Here is a 17,458-nt window from a genome sequence, read left to right on the forward strand (position 1 = left end):
AGACGGGTTTCAGGCCGCGATGTCGAGGTGAACGTGGCCGATCGAATCGTCGCCGAACTCGTCGCGGAAATACTCGGCGGAGTCCGTGGCGCCGAGGTCGATCACCGAGTCGTCGACGTCGGCGCCGTCCTCGTGGACGGCGTAACGGGCGAGTTCGGCCGGGTCGGTGGTGATCAGATAGTTCTCGACTGGCGAGGCGATGGCGTGGAACGCTGTTTGCTGGGTGCCGGAGCACAGCAGCCCTTGGCCTTTGTCCGCGGTGAGCAGGAATTGCCGAGCACCCGCGGAGAGGGTGAAGGCGTGGGCTATGGCGTCGATTTCCTGTGGTGCTTGGCGGAGCAGGATTTGGGTGGCGGCGTTGGCGATGACGGCTTTGCCCAGTTCGGTGCGCAGAACGTCGGCGGTGTCGTTGGTGGCGACGGTCAGCGCTCCCCAGTGTTTTCGGCTGGTTTTGGCCATGCGGAGCAGGAATCGGGCGCCTTCGGGTTCGCGCATGAGCAGCCAGGCTTCGTCGACGACGGCCATGCGGGGGCGGCGGATGGACGGGTTGGAGATCCTGCGCCAGATGGTGTCGAGGGTGAGCAGGGTGCCGATGGCCTTGGCTTCGTCGGGCAGGTCCCGCAGGGAGAAGACGATCAGGTGTCCGTCCGGTGTGGTGGTGGTCGGCCCGTTGAACAGGTGCCGCCAGGCTCCGTCGACGTAGGGGTGCAGACGGGCTGCCAGATCGCGTGCCGCGTGGTCGCCGCCGGTGGCCAGGACGTCACGCAGGTCGCGCAGCAGCGGCGCGGGCCGGGTCCAGGTGCGGGGGTCGGCGGTGATCCCCACGTGCTGGTAGGCGCCGGTGATGCCGCGGTCCAAAGCGGCGCGTTCGGCCGGGTCGAGTTCGGTGCCGAGCAGGACGGCGATGGCGGTGTGCAGGAACAGCGATCTGCGCACGAGGGCGTCTTTGGGGGCGGTGCGTCGCCCGTCGGGGAGTGTGTGGATGGGCAGGTCGAACGGGTTGACCCGGACGTTCGGCGCGCCGAGGCGGATGTAGGCGCCGCCGACGGAGTCGCAGAGTCTGCGGTATTCGTCCTCGGGGTCGACGACACACACCTCGACACCTCTATAGAGGGACCGCAACAGCTCCAGTTTGACCAGGTAGGACTTTCCGGAGCCGCTTCGGCCGAGAACGACGGCGTTGTGGTTGTCCTGGCCGAACCTGTCCCAGTGCACGAGGCTTTGGCTGCCGAGGTTGAGGCCGTAGAGGACGCCGCTGGGCTCCGACGCCGAGGCGGGGTCGGGGGCGGGCAGGTCGGCGGAGGTGAACGGGAACGCCGCGGCGAGGGCCGCGGTGTCGAACGTGCGGCGCATCGCGATCGGGTCCAGGCCCAGCGGCAGCGTCGCCGTCCAGCCCTGCAACGACCGGTAGGTGGTGTGCTTGGCGTCCATGAGCAGCGACGCGCACAGCGCCCGCACGGCGGCGACCTCGTCGGCCAGCGCCTGCTCGGAACTTGCGTGCACGGTGAGGTAGAGGCCGATGCGGAACAGTCGGCCCTCGCCGCGGGCGACGCGGGAGGACAGGTCGTAGGCGTCCTCGGTCGCGGCTTCCACCAGCGGGTTGTGCAGGCGGCCGTGCTCGGCGGTGTGCTGCCGCGAGCTCTCCAGCTTGGCGAGCTGCTTTTTGAGGCGGTTGGCGGCGGTGACCGGGTCGATCGGCTCGACGTGCAGCGAGACGTCCAACCGGCCGGGGTAGGTGAGCAGCGGGGTGAGCCAGCCGGGGTGGACATCGCGGGGGTAGCCGACGATGGCCAGCGACGACACCCAGTCGGTGCCGACCTCCACATGCCGGGCGCCGACGGTCAACGAGTCCGGCCCGAACGCCCCCGCCGACGGCTGCGTGCCGGTCCGGGTGCGGCGTTTGGTGCGGGTCATCGGGTTCGCCTCCGCTCGTCGTCGACGTCGTCGTCCTCGTCCCATCGGTGTTCACCCGGGTCGTCGGCCGAGTCGGGGCCGGGGTGGTACGGGTCGAAGTACGGTTCCCCGGTGGTGGTGACGATCTCGTCGGCGCCCGCCATCGCGGCCGAGGGCGGCAGCAGCGAGTCCGGGTTGCAACTCGCCGCGAGGACGGCGGTGGCCTGTCCGGCGTCCAGGGCGGTGACGGTGATCCCGGCGGGACCGAGCAGCTCGACGGCCTCGGCGAGCCGCCGCACCAGCCGCGTCTCGGCCGCTCGCCGCGCCCCGTCGAGGTGGACGGCGTCCCGCGTGGTCCGGCCGCGCAGCGACCTCCGCTTGGTCATGCTGCCGGAGCCGTCGGCGGGCGCGGCCCGCACGGGTTCGCGCAGGACGAGCAGGACTTGGCGGCGCAGCAGGTCGGTCTCGGCGGCGAGTCGGGCCAGGTAGTCGGCGTGCTCGGCCGCGGCCTGTTCCAGCGCCGGGTGCGGCAGCCCACCCGCCCGCTCGCGCAGCTCGGCGATCTGACCCGACAAGTCGAGCCGTTCGGTGCGGATGAGCACCTGCACCGGCCCGGACAACGAGTGCAGATAGCGGGCGAAGGAGGCCACCAGGCTTTCCTGCTCGGCGGGGGTTCGCAGGGCGAAGTTCACGGTGCCCGCCACCGCGACCAACGCCACCCCGTCCGAGCCGAGATCGATCACCCCGGTATCGCTGACCCCGGTCGCGGGCAGCCGCACCGCGGCCGGGGTCGGCAGCGGTGCAGCTGCCAGGCTCGCTCCGTTGGTGGTGGTGGCGTGGGCGGTCAACCACTTCGGTGCCGGTCGCACACCCTCCGGGGCGGAGACCTGGTGGCGGGGCGCCAGGCGCTGTCGGATCGCGGCGAGCGCCAGCCGGTCCAGTGAGATCCCGTCGCGCTGCCCGAGAGCCAGCACTGCCGCGACCACGCCGACCGGAACCGCCACGGCCAGGTACACCGGCGGCGGCAGGAACCCGCGGGTCACCGTCCAGCCCGCGTAGAGCACCAGGCCGGTCACGGCCAGGATGGTGAGTTGCCGCGCGGTCAGCGGACCGAGCACGCGGTCGGCCATCTCGACATCGGCCGGGATGCGAACAGGAGAAGTCATCGGCACGGCTCCCTAGGCGCTCGGCGGGGCGGTGGTGGGCGGAGGTCGGCGACGCCCGGGCGCCTGCGGCGAGGTGGGTTTTGGCGGCGGGGCGGGTTTAGGTGGGGTGGCCAGCCGGTTCACGTGCCCCTGCGGGGTGATCAGGCCGGGAGCCCGACGCGGGCTCGGCCACCGGCCGGGTGGGACGCGGTCGGGATCGCCGAGGTCGTCGGCCACTGTGCGCCGAGTGCGGGTGGGGTCGGCGTGGCGGACGGTGAGCGGCAGCATCCCCGGCTCGGGCCGGATCAGTGGGTGCCGGACCCGGCCTGGCCGAGCGGCGGCGTCGACCCGTCCACTGCGGGTGATCAGCCCGGCGGCGTTGGGCCGCATCGGCGCTCGGCCGGGCGGGACACGGTTCGGGTCGGCGAGTTCGTCGGCGAGGGCGTGCCGGGGCGGGGCCGGGTCGGCCTGGCGCAGGGTGAGTGGCAGCATGCCCGGCTCGGGCCGGATCAGCGGATGCTTCACCGGCACCGGCCTGGCGTGGCGGCGGGCTTGCCCGGCCGGGCCGAACAAATCCAATTGGCCGGGGTCCACCGCCTGCTGCGGCATGCCGCGGTTCGGGTCGTCCAGCTCGTCGGCCAGGTGCCCCACCGACGAGGCGCCGGTGGGGCGGCGCAGCCGCATCGGCAGCATCCCCGGCTCAGGGTTGATCCACTTCTCGGCCCGGCGGGCACGCACGTCCCACCACGGCGCCTGCCGACCCGACCCGGCGGCGGCCCCGCCGACGGGTGTCGGCGCCGGGGCAGGCCGGGATCGCCCCGCCGCGCGCCCCGCACGGCCCGCGCCCCCGCCCTTGAACAGGCCGAAGGTCTTGTAGGCGATGACGCCCTTGATGAGCGACCCGACCAGGGACCGGCCGCCGCCACCGCCCCGTGCCGCCCTGAGCAGCCAGAACGGGATCTTGAACAGGATGAAGATCAACGCCAACGCGACCAGCAGGTTCACCAACCCCGACCTGGTCGGGCCGAACACGGTGAACCCGTCCGGGGCGAGGAAGACGCGCATCGCGGTGATCAGGGTCAGCGACTGGCCGACCTGGATGGCCAGGCACGCTCCGAACGCCCGCCACCACCAGTTCGCGATGCCCTCGGTCTGGGGCAGCGCGTGGAACATCAACGCCAGCGGCGCCCCGGCGATCAAGATCACGGTCAGCGCGACCCGGACCACGTAGGTGATGAGCAGGACGACGAGCATCCCGGCCAGGAAGATCCCGATGAAGATGATCCAGATGCCGCCGTTGAGCGACCCCATCACCAGGTTGCGCAACGTGTCGCCCCCGGTGGCAGGGTCGACTCCGCCGCCCATGATGGAGCGGGCCAGGCCGTTGGCGATCTCGATCGCGCGGGTGGCGACCCACATCGACAAGGCACCGGCCAGGAACCCGGCCACCAGGCGCGGGGCGATCTCCTTGATGCCGTGGCGGGTCTGGACGGTCTCGTAGCCCATCACCAGGATTCCGGCGAGCAGGATCAGCACCGAATATGAGATCAGCAGGATCTGCCAGGACTGATCCCACAGCTCCCCGATCCGGGGCAGGTCCCGCGGCAGCGGGGTGGTCAGCAGCGTTCGGGACAGCAAATCCAGCAGCGGGTTGAGCGCGGACTCGACGATGCCCCGGAAGAACGCGTTGATCGCGTTGGTCACGCAGCCACCGGGGTTGGAGAACCCGCACTCGGCGTCCCCGTTGTCGCCCGCGCCGGGCTGCCCCGGTGCGGTGGGGCCGCCGGGCGCGGTGGTGGCGCCCGGCTGCGGGATACAGCCCATCCCGGTGCAGGGAGCCGCGGTCGGACTCGGCCCGGTCGGCGGCGGCACGCAGTCGACCGGCGGAAGCGGCCCACCGGTGACGCAGGTCGGCGGGCTGGTGGGCAGCGGCGGCAGCACCGGCCCGGAAGGCGACGCCCCTGGGGCGCCGCTGGGAAACAGGGTGCACAACGGGTCGGTCGAGCCGGGCGCGCAGGGTTGCACTGTCGGTAGTCCTGGCTGCGCCGCCGCGGCCAGTGCCACCTGTGCCGACCCGCCAGGAGGGGCGGTAGCACCGGCCGTGACCGCGCCGCCCAGGAGCGCGGCCAGGCCGACCACCAGCGCCCACACCGTCCGCCGACGTCGGCGAACACCACGCGGCGCGTCGGGCACGACCATCGACCGCTCGGTGTCGGTGTCAGCGCGGGCGCACGCGGGTGGGTCTGCGCGTGGGTCGGGGCGCATCAGGGCGCCCCGACAATGCCCTTGAGCACGGTGACGACCAGCGGCGCCACCGCCGCCAGCCCGTACCCGATCGCCGAGGCCTTGAACGCGGTCTTCGCCCGCTCGATCTCCCCGGGATCACCGGAGCCCATCACGTACCGGACCCCGCCGACGGACAGGAACACCGTGGCGATTCCCGCCAGAATCCCCATGATCCAGTTGCGGATGTTGGTCAACACCTCGTCGATCGAGCCCACCAGCGCCAGCACCTGAGGCTCGGCGTGTGCCGGGGATGCGGCCACGAGCAGCGCCGCCGCCACGGACACGGCGACGACCACGAGACGGCGCAGGCGCCGTACCGAGCGGAACCGGAAAGGAGTCCTGGCCGGACGGGTGGGCGTGGGGTGGTGGTGCCGCGGCGTCCGCGGGCGAGCGGGCGGGGACACCGGCGTGGTGGTCGCGGCCGGGCGTGGGTGGATGGTCAGGCGCATGGCGGCAGCTCCTGGCGAGTCGGCCTGGACGGGCTGGTGCGCGGGGACCGGGGCGGGGTTTCCGCGCACCGCAAAAGGCCGGAATCGGGACCGTTTTTCTGCACCGGGCGTGACGATTTCGTCGCTCGCCCCGAGGCGCCGTTGAGCCGTCGCCCGCTCACAGCCAGTGACACCCCGGGTGACTGGTCGGCGGCGGCTACGGTGGGGGTGAGGGCGATCGAGGCGAGGACGACGGACACGACGGTGTCCTCGGGATCGGTGTCGAGCGCCTCGCGGCGCAGGTGCGCGGCGAGGCGGTCCTCGGCCCGCTCCCGCGCGCTGTAGACGGTCTTGAGCTTGACCCGGTGGGCTCGCGCCCACTCGGCGACCGACATCCCCTCCAGCCGGGTGGCCCCGATCAGATCGGCCTCGATCCGCGTCAGGACCCCCTCCGCGACCGCGCGGGCGAGCACCAGATCCGGATGCCCCCACGGCGTTTGCGGCGGCGCCGAGCCGAACCCGTCCGGGACCGGTCGTGGCGCGTCCAGCGACTCCTCCAGTGCGGCCTGCCCGACCCGCCGGGCGGTCCACCGCAACCGGGCCATCACCCCCGGCGCCCGGACATCGACAGTCGCCAGCGCGTCCACGAACCCGGACAGCACCGCGGCGTGGACATCGGCGCGCTCACCCCGATACCGGGCGGCCAACCACCGGGCGGTGGCGGCCAGCGCGGGCAACGCCATCCCGACGCACGCGACCGTCCACGTCGCCCCGTCGGCGCGCGAACGGGACACCAGGTCCGCCCACACCGCGTCGCGGGTCGGGGGCGGGCACTGCTTTCGCAGCAGTCGGTCGCGCAACTCGTCCAGCGGGATGCGCCGGTCGGGCAGACCCCGGAACCGGCGACCGTCGACCGACAACGGATCAGGCCCGGCAACCAGCCAGCCGAACGTGTTCCGAGCACTGTCCAACGGCAACCAGTCATGCGTGTCACTGTCCCGATCAAAGCCGTGCACAGATGTGTTCGTCATGGCGAACTCCTCGCGTCGAGAAGATGTGAAACCGACGCCGCAAGGAAGCCATTCGGTCGATAAGAAAAGACCACGAAAAGAACAAGGGTGATCTTCTTGTCACGCCTACTCGCTACTAAAAAGATCAACCATGAACGATTCAGCAACGCAGGCACGCCGCACCGCCGAGAGGTCGAGGATGATCGGCTTTAGTAGCCGCTGAGCAGCGGATTTAAGTTCCTGTTAGTAGGTTCTTGGTGGTCTGCCCGCAGGTCGGCCAGCTCGCGGGCGAGATCCATCGGTCAGGTCCGCAAAAAATCTTGCCAGTGTCCCTGACGTCCGCGCCGAAGCGTGGCGCGGGAAGAGGTTGCCGCGTTGGATAACGCTGCCTCTGGGTGTTGTGAATGAGTTTGGGTGACTGGGAGCCCTGTCCTGAGTGTGCTGATAAGGGGTGGGGGAGAAAGTCGGGGCGGCGGTGCGGAAAAACGGCCCGGAATCCGGCCTTATGAGGTGTCCGAGCGCACGCCACCCGCCGCTCCCACCGCACTCAGGAGGCCAGGCCCATGACACCGACACCGCCCGAGTACCCCACCCCCGGCCCGCCCGGACCGCGCACTCAAGCCGCCGCCGTCACCCCGATGACACCTCGCTCAGGTCGACACCGTGCCCGGCACCGCAGCCACCGCCCCACCCGGCCGCCCCGTCTGGCGACGGTCTGGCCGTGCGGCGAGGGCGACCCGCGCGACGGCACCGCCGTGTTGTCGGGGTGGCTGCTCAACGCCATCGTCAAGATTGTCACCGGCTACAGCAAGCCCGGCGACCGCGTCCTGCTGCTCACCCCGCCACCGACCCCGGCAGGCCCGATCCGGTGGACCCGACTCGGCCGAGGGCGCGGCCCCTACGACGGACTGCACGAAGCCGCCTGGACCGTCGCCCGACTCGGCCGCGGCATCCGAACCCGAACCGCGTCGCCGCCGCGCACCGACGCCGACTTCCCCCTCGACCCCGACCCGGCCGCCGACCCCGCACGCACGGCCGGTCCGCGGCCGGAGTCCGCACCACGTCCCCCGACCGACAACAGCGCCCACCCCGCCCCCGCCCCGGACTCCCGCACCGAGTCGCCGCCGACCGGCACGTTCCCGGACCGCTTCGATTTGATCATCACCACCGTCGCCCCCGATCACCCGTGCTGGCCACGCGACACCGACTGGAACGACCTGCTGACCGCGCACGGCATCACCGCGATCATCACCCACAGTGACAACAGTGCGGGCAGGTTGGACGACCCGACGAGCCGCCTGACGAGCACACTGTGTGAACAGGGGGTGGGGTGGCTCGACCACGTGATCCTGCTCGAAACCCTGCCCGATCCCGACGACCGGACAGCGCCCACCGCGATCCGACACCGCCGCGTCCACCACGACCTCCTGCTCTTCACCCGCCCGCCCGGACCGTCCGAAGACGGCGCGGAACGCGGGGAGAACCACAATGGCTGACCGCGAGGACACTGGATGGCCGCTGTCGTGGTCGACAGAGGATGAGCACCCGCTCCCACCGTCGGTGTGGGTCACCGGGCAGACCGACCCGCACACCCAACTCGCCGACGGCGGCTACGTCCCCGCCACCATCTGGGACCGCCACCGCATCGCCCCGGCGGTGGCCGCCCACGCGATCACCCACTACACCCGACCCGGCGGGCTGGTCCTCGACCCGGACTGCGGAGCGGGCACCACCCTCGTCGAAGCACTCCGCGCGGGTCGCCACGCCGTGGGCGTCACCACCGACCGGCGGCACTGGGACACCGCCCGCGCCAACCTCACCGCCGCCAAACGCGGCGGGGCCGTCACCGACGGCATGGTCCTCGACCACTCCGCCCACCCCACCGACCGTGTCGGTCGCCGGGACGACCCTCTTATCGGACTCGCAGGGCGGGTCGACCTCGTCCTCGCCGCAACCCGAAGTCACGGCGAACGCCCGGACCGGCGCGGGCCGGGGTCGGCTCCCGACCGCACCGCTTTCTTCGCCCGCGTCGCCAGCCTGCTGCGCCCTGGCGGGCACCTCGTCCTGGCCTTGTCCCGTCCGCGGCGGCACGGCCGCCTGATCGACCTCGCCGACGCGGCGACCGCCGCCGCCCACGCCTGCGGGCTCGTCGCGGTCGACCGCTGCGTCGCGCTGCTCGCCGAACTCCGCGGCCACCGCCTCATCACCCACACCACCCTGAGCCAGCGCCGCGCCGCCGACCGACACCACCGCGGCACCGGCCACCCCATCTGCCTACGCGCCCACCAAGACCTGCTCGTTTTCCGGCCCGCCGTCGCCGTAAGCCGCCAGCGCCTACGCCCGCGAGCCACAGCCGCCGCTCCTTGGTTCACGGCGGGCCGGGCTTCCAGTCGCTTCCACCGCGGAGGAGACATGGCATCGGCCGCGGAGCGCGCCGCATGACACCACCACGCAACGCCGGACGCCGGAACCCGGAGAACCGGGCGGATTCAACGAGCACATCGACAACCGGACAAACGAACCCGGGTCGTTCGCACTGCCACGCCGGTTGGGTCGCACCATCCGGCACCCGACCCAGTCGCGCGCTGCGGCTGCTGTCTCTGGGTGCCGGAGTGCAGAGCACCACGGTGCTCCTGCTGGCCTGCGAAGGCGAGATCCCGCCCTTCGACGTGGCCCTGTTCGCTGACACCGGCTGGGAACCCCGTGCCGTCTACGCCAACCTCGACCGGCTGGCCGCGCACGCGGAGAAGAAAGGCATCCCGGTGCGCCGGGTCGCGTCCGGGAACATCCGCACCGACGCCCTCGACCCCCGCCACCGCTTCGTCTCCATGCCTCTGCACATCCTCCATCCGGACGGGACCCGAGGGCTTGGCCGCAGGCAATGCACTGCGGAGTACAAAATCGGGCCGCTGAAGAGGGCCGCGCGGGAGCTGTTGGGGTATCCGCACCCGCGGCGGGTGCCGCGCGGGGTCTACGCCGAGCAGGCGATCGGCATCAGCACCGACGAGATCGGACGCGCGAAGGACTCCGGGCTGCGGTTCCTGCGCAACGTCTTCCCGCTGATCGATCTCGGTTTCGACCGGGCCAGGTGCGTGGAGTTCCTCACCGAACGCGGATTCGGGGGCACGGTGAGAAGCGCCTGCGTCGGGTGCCCGTTCCACGGCAACGCCGAGTGGCGCTGGATCAGGGACAACGACCCCGAAGGCTGGGCGGAGGCTGTCGAGTTCGACCGTGCCATCCGCCACGGCTCCCCCCATGTCACCAGGCCAGGTGGGAAAGCGCGCGGGCAGTTCTTCCTGCACCGCTCCTGCGTCCCGCTCGATCAGGCCGCCCTGGACACCCCGGCGAGGACGAGACGACACCTGCGGTTGGTCGCGACCGACATCGCGCGTGTCGAGGACGGGGACCCGGACGGCTGCTCGCCCTGGTCGTGCCGCTCCGGTGACCCGGTCGTCGCCGGGGAGCGTGTGGCATGAGACTCCCGGATGATCACGGCCAATCCGGTGGTCGTGCGGCACTGCCTGGCCACTCACGCCACGTCACGCCGCGCCGGGCGCCGTGTCGCCGATGGTACCGGTCCGACACCGGCACGCGAGCCCACCACGGTCCGCTCGTCTTCCCACCCGCTGTCGCCATGCGCCACCCAGAGGGCCTGTGTCCGCCCCGCGCCCTCGACTGTCCAGCGGGGTCCTGCCGTTGCCCGCCCAGATCGACAGGAGTGCAGCCATGACTGACCGCGACCGAACCCAACCACTGGAGAACCACTCGCGTCCGGTCCCGGCGAACAGGGGCGTGTCCGGGTGGCAGCGCGTCAAGTGGGCCGTCGCCGAAGCGCTGTGCGCTACGGTCACCGACCGCGCCCGGCGGGCGATCGAGACCGATGGTGTGCACGGGTATCAGCGGGCGTTGGCGGCCAAGGCCAAGACCGTCGTCGCCGATCTCGTCCGCGACGGCTGGTGGCTCGGCGCCCCGCCCTACGGCTACCGGCTCGATCCGCTTGACGCGGGCAACGGTCTCCCGGTCCGGCGCCGGCTGCTCGTAGACGAGGAGCGCGCCGCGGTGGTGCCGCTGATTTTCACCTGGCACGTGCACTTCGGACACGGTGCCGCTGCGATCGCCACCCGTCTCGCGTCCGCCCCGGCCGTCTACCTGCCGCCGGTCGGCCACGCCACCGGCCGGGCATTGCCGTGGACCACAGCGCGGGTCGAGACCATCCTGGCCAACCCCGCTTACCTCGGCCACACCGTCCGAGGCCGCACCCACCACGGCCGTCACGTCCACCCGCAGTGGTGGATCTGGTCGGCCCGACCCAGCCACCCCGCCCTGGTGCGACCCGACCTGTTTTGGGCGGCCTACCGACGCGCCCACCCCGACGAATACAGCTGCGCGCCCGCCGACCATGGGCCGGACACCGTCACCGGGATCGCCGCATGAACAGGGAGAACATGACGCCTCTTCCGTTGTGGGACTCCGAGGGCGTCACGCTGTATTCCGGCGACGCCACCGACGTCCTTTCCGCCCTGCCGGACTCGTCCGTGCACTGCGTGGTGACCAGCCCGCCCTATTACGGTCTGCGCGACTACGGCACCGGCCGCTGGGTCGGTGGCGACCCGGCGTGCCCGCACCCGGCTGAGCACCGCGTCGCCCACCTCCGGCGAACCGAGCAGGGGGCGACCGGATCGGTGCGCGCGCGAGGCCGCTGTCGCTGCGGCGCCGTGCGGGAAGACCGTCAACACGGTTTGGAGGCCACCCCCGCCGACTACATCGACCGGCTGCGTGGCGTGTTCGCCCAGTTGCATCGTGTTCTGGTGGCGGACGGGACGGTGTGGCTGAATCTGGGCGACTCCTACAGCGCCGAACCCCCAGGTCGCACCCGCGACCCGATGGCCAACAGCACCCTGCGCGGCGCCGCCGCCGCGGCGACGTTGCGGGACTCGGTGCGCGACGCGGGCATCGACCGCACGACGGCGCTGCCCCGCAAGAACCTGCTCGGCATGCCCTGGCGGACCGCGTTCGCGCTGCAAGCCGACGGGTGGATCATCCGCAACGCTATCGTGTGGCACAAACCGAACGCCATGCCGGAATCGGTGACCGACAGAGTGTCCACCCGCTACGAAATGGTGTTCCTGCTCGTCAAGCAGCGGAAATACTACTTCGACCTGGACGCGATTCGTGAACCGTTGGCCCGGCCCGATGCGGTGGGCCAGCACATCGTGGTCGGCGGGGTCAACAAAGGACCGCACGCGGGAATCGGCGCCACGGCCCGTCGACGGGGAAACACCACGACCGGCAAATACGGCACCGGCCCCACTTCGCAGGGCTGGCGCGGACACGCCGTCGCGCCCACCGGTCACCAGCACAACGCGGCGCATCCCCGCGGAAAGAACCCCGGCGATGTCTGGTCGATATCCACCCGCCCACTGCGGGAAGCGCACTTCGCCGCTTTCCCGGTCGATATCCCACTGCGCTGCATCGCGGCAGGGTGCCCGCCGGACGGTGTCGTGCTCGATCCCTTCTCCGGTGCCGCCACCACCGGATTGGCCGCGCGCAGGCTCGGCCGCGCGTATGTCGGCATCGACCTGAACCCCGATTTCCACGACATCGGTCTGCGGCGTCTCGGCCTGAACACCGACGACGGTGACCTGAGGACCGCGGCATGACGCCCCCTACCCACCGCGTTCGACCACCGGTCTCCCCGACATCGGAAATCCCCGGCGTCGAGTTGTATTGCGGCGACGCCGTCGAGGTCATCGCCATGTTGCCACCGGAGTCGATCGACTGTGTGGTGACCTCCCCGCCCTACTGGCGGCTGCGCGACTACGGGATGCCCGACAACCCACGACAACTCGGCGCGGAACCCACCCCGCGGGCCTACGTCGCGAACCTGCGGCGCCTGTTCGCCGAGACCCGAAAAGTGCTGACCCCGCGCGCGACGGTGTGGCTCAATCTCGGCGACAGCTTCTCGGCCAACAGCGACGGCTACCATGTGACGCGACCCGGACGGCCGGGCCAGCCACGGTATCGGGCCGCTGTCGACCTGCCGCACAAGAACCTGCTCGGCATGCCCTGGCGGGTCGCTCACGCGCTGCAGGCCGACGGGTGGCTGTTGAAGTCGGCTGTGGTGTGGCACAAGCCGCGGACCACCCCGATGCCGGTGCGGGACCGGTTGACGTGCCGCTACGAGATGCTGTTCCTGTTCGCGCGGGCACCCGGTCACTACTTCGACCTCGACCCCATCCGCGAGCCCCATGTCGGCGGCCGTGCCCTGCCGCCCCGGCCCGCCCACCACGACGGGAACACGCCGGACACCGCCACCGGAAGCGGCCCGAGGACCGACACCGACGCGGGCCGGGATCACGATCCCGGCGACGTGTGGACCATCGACCCCTTCCGCGGCCCGGTCGGCCACCCCGCGGCCTTCCCGACGGAGTTGGCGTCGCGCTGCGTCGCCGCGGGAAGCCCGCCCGGCGGGCACGTGCTCGATCCTTTCTCCGGATCGGCCACCACCGGCGTCGCCGCGCTCACCCTGGGGCGCCGCTACACCGGCATCGACCTCAACCCCGACTATCACCGACCAGCCCGAGAACGCCTCGCCGAACACCACGCCGCCCTCGCAGGAGGAGCCCGATGAGCGCCCCCGACCCCGCGGTGGCGACCCTCATCCAGGGCGATGCCCGCGCGCTTCCGTTGGCCGACGACAGCGTCGACCTGGTGGTGACCTCGCCGCCCTATTTCAGGCTTCGGTCCTACCGGGACGGCGGACGCCACTATGCCGGGCAGCTCGGTGCCGAGGCGACACCCGACGAGTACCTCGACGCCCTGACGGCTTGCACCCGCGAGATGATCCGCGTCCTCACACCATCCGGATCGTTGTTCGTCAACCTCGGCGACAAGTACAGCGGAGCCGGACGCGGCGACCCCCGCGTGGCCCGACTTCCGGGCCGCACCCGGCGCCGCCACCGGGGTTCGGCCACCGCTCCCGCGAAGTCGTTGATCGGCATCCCGTGGCGGTACGCGCTGCGCTGCGTCGACGAACTCGGGCTGATCCTGCGCGCGGAAATCATCTGGTCGAAGCCCAACGGCATGCCCGAGTCCGTGCGCGACCGGGTCCGGCGCAGCCACGAGACCTGGTTCCACTTCACCCTCCAGCCCCGGTACTACAGCGCCGTCGACGAACTCCGCGAACCACACACCAGCGCGGCCCGAACCGGCCGCCGCGCCTCGTACCCGCCGGGCAGCAGTTCCTCCTACCACCTCGACCACGGACACCTCCGGCACACCGGGTCGGTCGCGGGAATGCCGCTGCACCCGCGCGGCAGGCTGCCCGGTTCGGTGTGGGAGATCGCCCCGCAGCCGCTGCGCGTGCCCGCCGACCTCGGCATCGACCACTTCGCCGCGTTCCCCCTGGAATGGCCGCGGCGGCTGATCCTGGGCTGGTCCCCGCACGCGGTATGCACCCGATGCGGCCAGGGCAGGCGCCGAATCCCGGTCGGCTCCAGCCTGGACCTGACCCGCCCGCAAACCCGCCGCGCGGTTGAACTCGCCGAGCAAGCCGGCCTGAGCCCACACCACCTGGACGCGCTGCGATCGGTCGGCCTGTCCGACACCCGCCGCGGCGCCACGACCCAGACCGGCGCGGGCAATAACACCGCCGACGTCATCCGCCTGGCCGACCACGCCCGCCGCGTGCTCGGCGGCTACGCCCGCGAGTTCTTCCTGCACCACCCCACCGACCACACCGACGCCTGCGACTGCCCCGACACCACCGCCCCCACCCGGCCCGCCGTGGTCCTCGACCCGTTCGGCGGCACCGGCACCACCGCCCTGGTCGCCTCCGTCCACGGCCGCCACGGCATCTCCATCGACGCCAGCGCCGACTACTGCCGCCTGGCGACCTGGCGCGTCCACGACCCTGGTCAACGAGCCCGCGCACTCGGTCACCGGCCGGGCAGGCCCGATTCGGCTCGGCACGATCACACGCAGGACCGACCGCGGACTGAACGGGGGCGAGCCGCATGATCGATTCGAGACACAGCGAGGCCGACGAGTCCGGGCCGGTGCCCGCTGGTGGCGCTGAGCCGGTGCGGCTGTTCGTCGGCGACGCGCGGGCGACACTGCGAATCCTGCCGAACCGCTCCGTGGACTGTGTCGTGACGTCGCCGCCGTACTGGGGTTTGCGCGACTACCGGATCGCGGGCCAGTACGGCGCGGAGTCCACAGTGGATGATTATGTGGACGTGCTGGCAGGGGTGTTCGACGAACTCGCCCGCGTGCTCACCAGCACGGGCACGGTGTGGTTGAACCTGGGGGACACCTACGGCGGGTCGTGGGGCAACTACATCGCCCCCGGATCGACCAGCCCGACCGCCACCGCTCGCGCGGGCATGAGCCAGGGAACCGGTCGGCCTCCGCAATCACGGACCCGCGCCAAGGACCTGCTCGGTGTCCCGTGGCGGGTCGCCCTCGCGCTGGCCGAGCGCCGGTGGTCGCTGCGGGAGGCGATCGTGTGGGCCAAGCCCAGCGCCCGCCCGGAGAGCGTGACCGACCGGCTCGCGCAGCGCTACGAGATGGTGTTCCTCCTGACACATGGCACCGCACATGCTCTGGATTCCCGTCTGGTCGACACAGTGGACACGGCAGGCGGCCGGGTGTGGACCATCCCGGCGCCACGGGCGCGACTGGGCCACATCGCCGCAGGACCGGTGGGATTGGCGCGGCGTTGCATCCGGCTGGGGTGCCCACCCGGCGGCCTGGTGCTTGACCCGTTCTCCGGCAGCGGCACCACCGGCGTCGCCGCCCTCCGATTGGGACGCAGGTTCGTGGGGATCGACCTCGACCCAGCCTGCCATGACATCGCCCGCCGCCGCCTCACCGACGTCGAGGTGCTGCCGTGACCGCCCGCGACCGGTCGGTGCTGACCTTCACCGACATCGGGAACCTCCCGGTCACCATCGACCTGCTCACCGCGGGCCGCGCGCTCGGTGTGAGCCGCACGACCGCGTACGCGATGGCCAGGGCGGGCACGTTCCCGTGCCGGGTGATCCGGGTCGGTGGCGCCTACCGGGTGCCGACCGCGGGGCTGCTGCGCCTGCTGGGGCTGCCCGCGCCCGCCGTCGACGACGCGGCCTGAAAACGGGAATCACGACGTGGTTGTGGGCGTCTTGTTCCACGCCTCGGGCGTGTCGCGGTCTCGGGCTTCCCCGAGTGGTGTCGGCAGCGCGAGCATCGCGGGCGTGAGTACCACACACAACAACAGAACAGGAGGTGATCGCGATGGCATCGGCGCCAGGTTCGGTGTCGCGTAGGTGTTCGTGCCGGGGAGAGGACGGTAAGGAGTTGGGGTCGGAGTGCCCGAAGCTCAAACGCAGCGGCCACGGCCAGTGGTTCTGGCGCGTCGAGCTTCCGGCCGACGCCGCTGGGAACCGTCGACCGCGCCGCCGGGCCGGGTTCGCCTCGGCCGCCGACGCGCAGAAGGAACTCGACCACGTTCGCGGGTTGCTGGCTGTCCCCAAGCCGGATGCCGCGGACGCGTTGCGCCGGGTGGGCGATGCGATCGCCGCGGCGATCGCGGACAAGCGCGCGTTGCCGGAGGTCGAGACGATCCGCCAACTGCTGCGGGCCGATCTCCCAGTCCTGGCGCACCCGACCTTGGAGGAGTGGCTGACCGGGTGGTTGCCGAGGAAGAAACGCCTTTCCCGCAACACCCGCCGCAGCTACGAGTCCCACATCCGCCTCTATTTGATCCCCTATCTGGGGACGGTGCGGATCAACGAGATCCGGGTGGCGCACGTGTCGGACATGTTCGACTCGATCGCCGAGCACAACGACGAGATCACCCTGGCCAGGGAAAGTGGAGACGCCGAGCGGATCGCGGCGGTCAAATACCAGCGTCCGGTCGGGCCTTCCTCGATGCAGCGCATCCGGGAAACGCTGCGCGCGGCGCTCAACGACGCCATTCGCGAGGAGCTGATCACCTTCAACGCGGCGAAGTGGGTCGAGATGCCGCCAGCCGTGCGGCCGAAGCCGGTCGTGTGGACCCCGGAGCGGATCGAGCGGTGGTACGAGACCGGTGAGATCCCTTCCCCGGTGATGGTCTGGACACCGGACCTCACCGGCTTGTTCCTGGACTCCATCCGCTGGCACCGGCTCTACGCCCTGTTCCACCTCATCGCCCATGTCGGGCTCCGGCGTGGTGAGGGCTGCGGCCTGCGGAAGGTCGACACCCACCTACGGGCGGGCACGATCGACGTGCTCAACCAGATCGTGCAGTACGGGTGGGAGACCGGGCAGGCGGCACCGAAGACCGACGAGTCCGCCGCCACCGTCGTCCTCGACCAGGGCACCGTGGCCGTGCTGGTCGAGCACCTGACCCGGCAGCGCGCCGACAAGCTCGCCGCGGGCGAGGACTGGATCGAGTCCGGTCTGGTGTTCACCGAGCCTGATGGCAGCCCGCTGCATCCGGCCGATGTGACCGAGCTTTTCCGGTTCCTCGTTCGCCAGGCTGGGCTGCCGCCCATCCGGCTGCACGACCTGCGCCACGGAGCCGCCACGAACATGCTCGCCGCCGGTGTCGACATGAAGCTTGTGCAAGCCACTCTGCGGCACGCCTCGATCACCACGACCAGCGACATGTACACCAGCGTCGTGACCACCGTCGCCCGTGAAGCCGCCGAGAAGACCCGGATGATCATCCCTC

The 17,458-nt window shown here is 71.4% G+C and carries 15 protein-coding genes and 2 pseudogenes; 11 read left to right on the forward strand and 6 right to left on the reverse strand.

What is annotated here, in order from left to right; genetic code table 11:
- Positions 1–9: 9 nt before the first annotated feature.
- The 5 genes from ACZ6SD_RS20345 to ACZ6SD_RS20365 are packed head-to-tail and all read right to left on the reverse strand — an operon-like array spanning position 10 to position 6,783.
- Positions 10–1,914, reverse strand: coding sequence for a VirB4 family type IV secretion system protein (locus ACZ6SD_RS20345; RefSeq protein WP_465318518.1), 1,905 nt, complete (start codon positions 1,912–1,914; stop codon positions 10–12).
- Positions 1,911–3,059, reverse strand: coding sequence for a PrgI family protein (locus tag ACZ6SD_RS20350; RefSeq protein WP_465318519.1), 1,149 nt, complete (start codon positions 3,057–3,059; stop codon positions 1,911–1,913). The genes ACZ6SD_RS20345 and ACZ6SD_RS20350 overlap by 4 nt, the downstream gene beginning before the upstream one ends.
- A gap of 12 nt (positions 3,060–3,071) precedes the next feature.
- On the reverse strand, positions 3,072–5,303 hold the full coding sequence (locus ACZ6SD_RS20355; protein WP_465318520.1) for a hypothetical protein: 2,232 nt from the start codon (positions 5,301–5,303) through the stop codon (positions 3,072–3,074).
- Positions 5,303–5,773, reverse strand: coding sequence for a pilin (locus ACZ6SD_RS20360; protein WP_465318521.1), 471 nt, complete (start codon positions 5,771–5,773; stop codon positions 5,303–5,305). Before ACZ6SD_RS20360 ends, ACZ6SD_RS20355 begins: the two co-directional genes overlap by 1 nt.
- On the reverse strand, positions 5,764–6,783 hold the full coding sequence (locus ACZ6SD_RS20365; RefSeq protein WP_465318522.1) for a hypothetical protein: 1,020 nt from the start codon (positions 6,781–6,783) through the stop codon (positions 5,764–5,766). Before ACZ6SD_RS20365 ends, ACZ6SD_RS20360 begins: the two co-directional genes overlap by 10 nt.
- Before the next feature lie 542 nt (positions 6,784–7,325).
- On the opposite strand from ACZ6SD_RS20365, the gene ACZ6SD_RS20370 reads away from it, so the two are divergent.
- The 10 genes and pseudogenes from ACZ6SD_RS20370 to ACZ6SD_RS20415 form a co-directional block, all read left to right on the forward strand.
- On the forward strand, positions 7,326–8,258 hold the full coding sequence (locus tag ACZ6SD_RS20370) for a hypothetical protein (RefSeq protein ID WP_465318523.1): 933 nt from the start codon (positions 7,326–7,328) through the stop codon (positions 8,256–8,258).
- Positions 8,251–9,204, forward strand: a complete 954-nt coding sequence (locus ACZ6SD_RS20375) for a DNA methyltransferase (RefSeq protein WP_465318524.1) — start codon at positions 8,251–8,253, stop codon at positions 9,202–9,204. Before ACZ6SD_RS20370 ends, ACZ6SD_RS20375 begins: the two co-directional genes overlap by 8 nt.
- Before the next feature lie 170 nt (positions 9,205–9,374).
- Positions 9,375–10,238: a hypothetical protein gene (locus tag ACZ6SD_RS20380; RefSeq protein ID WP_465318525.1), complete on the forward strand. Its 864-nt coding sequence runs from the start codon at positions 9,375–9,377 to the stop codon at positions 10,236–10,238.
- 250 nt (positions 10,239–10,488) lie between these two features.
- Entirely contained in the window at positions 10,489–11,196 is a 708-nt protein-coding gene (locus ACZ6SD_RS20385; RefSeq protein WP_465318526.1) for a recombinase family protein, read from the forward strand.
- Complete coding sequence (locus ACZ6SD_RS20390) at positions 11,193–12,422, forward strand: DNA-methyltransferase (RefSeq protein ID WP_465318527.1); 1,230 nt, start codon at positions 11,193–11,195, stop codon at positions 12,420–12,422. The genes ACZ6SD_RS20385 and ACZ6SD_RS20390 overlap by 4 nt, the downstream gene beginning before the upstream one ends.
- A complete protein-coding gene (locus ACZ6SD_RS20395; protein ID WP_465318528.1) occupies positions 12,419–13,393 on the forward strand; it encodes a DNA-methyltransferase in 975 nt (324 codons plus the stop codon). Before ACZ6SD_RS20390 ends, ACZ6SD_RS20395 begins: the two co-directional genes overlap by 4 nt.
- Positions 13,390–14,781, forward strand: coding sequence for a DNA-methyltransferase (locus ACZ6SD_RS20400; protein ID WP_465318529.1), 1,392 nt, complete (start codon positions 13,390–13,392; stop codon positions 14,779–14,781). The genes ACZ6SD_RS20395 and ACZ6SD_RS20400 overlap by 4 nt, the downstream gene beginning before the upstream one ends.
- Complete coding sequence (locus ACZ6SD_RS20405; RefSeq protein ID WP_465318530.1) at positions 14,778–15,656, forward strand: DNA-methyltransferase; 879 nt, start codon at positions 14,778–14,780, stop codon at positions 15,654–15,656. The genes ACZ6SD_RS20400 and ACZ6SD_RS20405 overlap by 4 nt, the downstream gene beginning before the upstream one ends.
- The gene (locus ACZ6SD_RS20410) at positions 15,653–15,892 is read left to right on the forward strand and encodes a helix-turn-helix domain-containing protein (RefSeq protein WP_465318531.1); all 240 of its coding nucleotides are present in this window, start codon (positions 15,653–15,655) and stop codon (positions 15,890–15,892) included. Before ACZ6SD_RS20405 ends, ACZ6SD_RS20410 begins: the two co-directional genes overlap by 4 nt.
- 143 nt (positions 15,893–16,035) lie before the next feature.
- Positions 16,036–16,500, forward strand: a pseudogene (locus tag ACZ6SD_RS20415) (hypothetical protein); the annotation flags it as partial.
- A gap of 8 nt (positions 16,501–16,508) precedes the next feature.
- On the opposite strand, the gene ACZ6SD_RS20420 reads toward ACZ6SD_RS20415, so the two are convergent.
- Positions 16,509–16,874, reverse strand: coding sequence for a hypothetical protein (locus ACZ6SD_RS20420; RefSeq protein ID WP_465318532.1), 366 nt, complete (start codon positions 16,872–16,874; stop codon positions 16,509–16,511).
- Between ACZ6SD_RS20420 and ACZ6SD_RS20425 the strand changes: the two are divergent.
- A pseudogene (locus ACZ6SD_RS20425) lies at positions 16,852–17,346 on the forward strand (tyrosine-type recombinase/integrase); the annotation flags it as partial. The gene ACZ6SD_RS20420 and the pseudogene ACZ6SD_RS20425 sit on opposite strands and share 23 nt — an antisense overlap.
- Positions 17,347–17,458 lie beyond the last annotated feature (112 nt).

Source organism: Actinokineospora sp. NPDC051303, from assembly GCF_055586285.1.

What these genes read in the sequence shown, in the direction of transcription:
- ACZ6SD_RS20345 (WP_465318518.1), bottom strand. Translation starts at nt 1,914, where the DNA reads ATGACCCGCACCAAACGCCGCACCCGGACCGGCACGCAGCCGTCGGCG.
- ACZ6SD_RS20350 (WP_465318519.1), bottom strand. Translation starts at nt 3,059, where the DNA reads ATGACTTCTCCTGTTCGCATCCCGGCCGATGTCGAGATGGCCGACCGC.
- ACZ6SD_RS20355 (WP_465318520.1), bottom strand. Translation starts at nt 5,303, where the DNA reads ATGCGCCCCGACCCACGCGCAGACCCACCCGCGTGCGCCCGCGCTGAC.
- ACZ6SD_RS20360 (WP_465318521.1), bottom strand. Translation starts at nt 5,773, where the DNA reads ATGCGCCTGACCATCCACCCACGCCCGGCCGCGACCACCACGCCGGTG.
- ACZ6SD_RS20365 (WP_465318522.1), bottom strand. Translation starts at nt 6,783, where the DNA reads ATGACGAACACATCTGTGCACGGCTTTGATCGGGACAGTGACACGCAT.
- ACZ6SD_RS20370 (WP_465318523.1), top strand. Translation starts at nt 7,326, where the DNA reads ATGACACCGACACCGCCCGAGTACCCCACCCCCGGCCCGCCCGGACCG.
- ACZ6SD_RS20375 (WP_465318524.1), top strand. Translation starts at nt 8,251, where the DNA reads ATGGCTGACCGCGAGGACACTGGATGGCCGCTGTCGTGGTCGACAGAG.
- ACZ6SD_RS20385 (WP_465318526.1), top strand. Translation starts at nt 10,489, where the DNA reads ATGACTGACCGCGACCGAACCCAACCACTGGAGAACCACTCGCGTCCG.
- ACZ6SD_RS20390 (WP_465318527.1), top strand. Translation starts at nt 11,193, where the DNA reads ATGAACAGGGAGAACATGACGCCTCTTCCGTTGTGGGACTCCGAGGGC.
- ACZ6SD_RS20395 (WP_465318528.1), top strand. Translation starts at nt 12,419, where the DNA reads ATGACGCCCCCTACCCACCGCGTTCGACCACCGGTCTCCCCGACATCG.
- ACZ6SD_RS20400 (WP_465318529.1), top strand. Translation starts at nt 13,390, where the DNA reads ATGAGCGCCCCCGACCCCGCGGTGGCGACCCTCATCCAGGGCGATGCC.
- ACZ6SD_RS20405 (WP_465318530.1), top strand. Translation starts at nt 14,778, where the DNA reads ATGATCGATTCGAGACACAGCGAGGCCGACGAGTCCGGGCCGGTGCCC.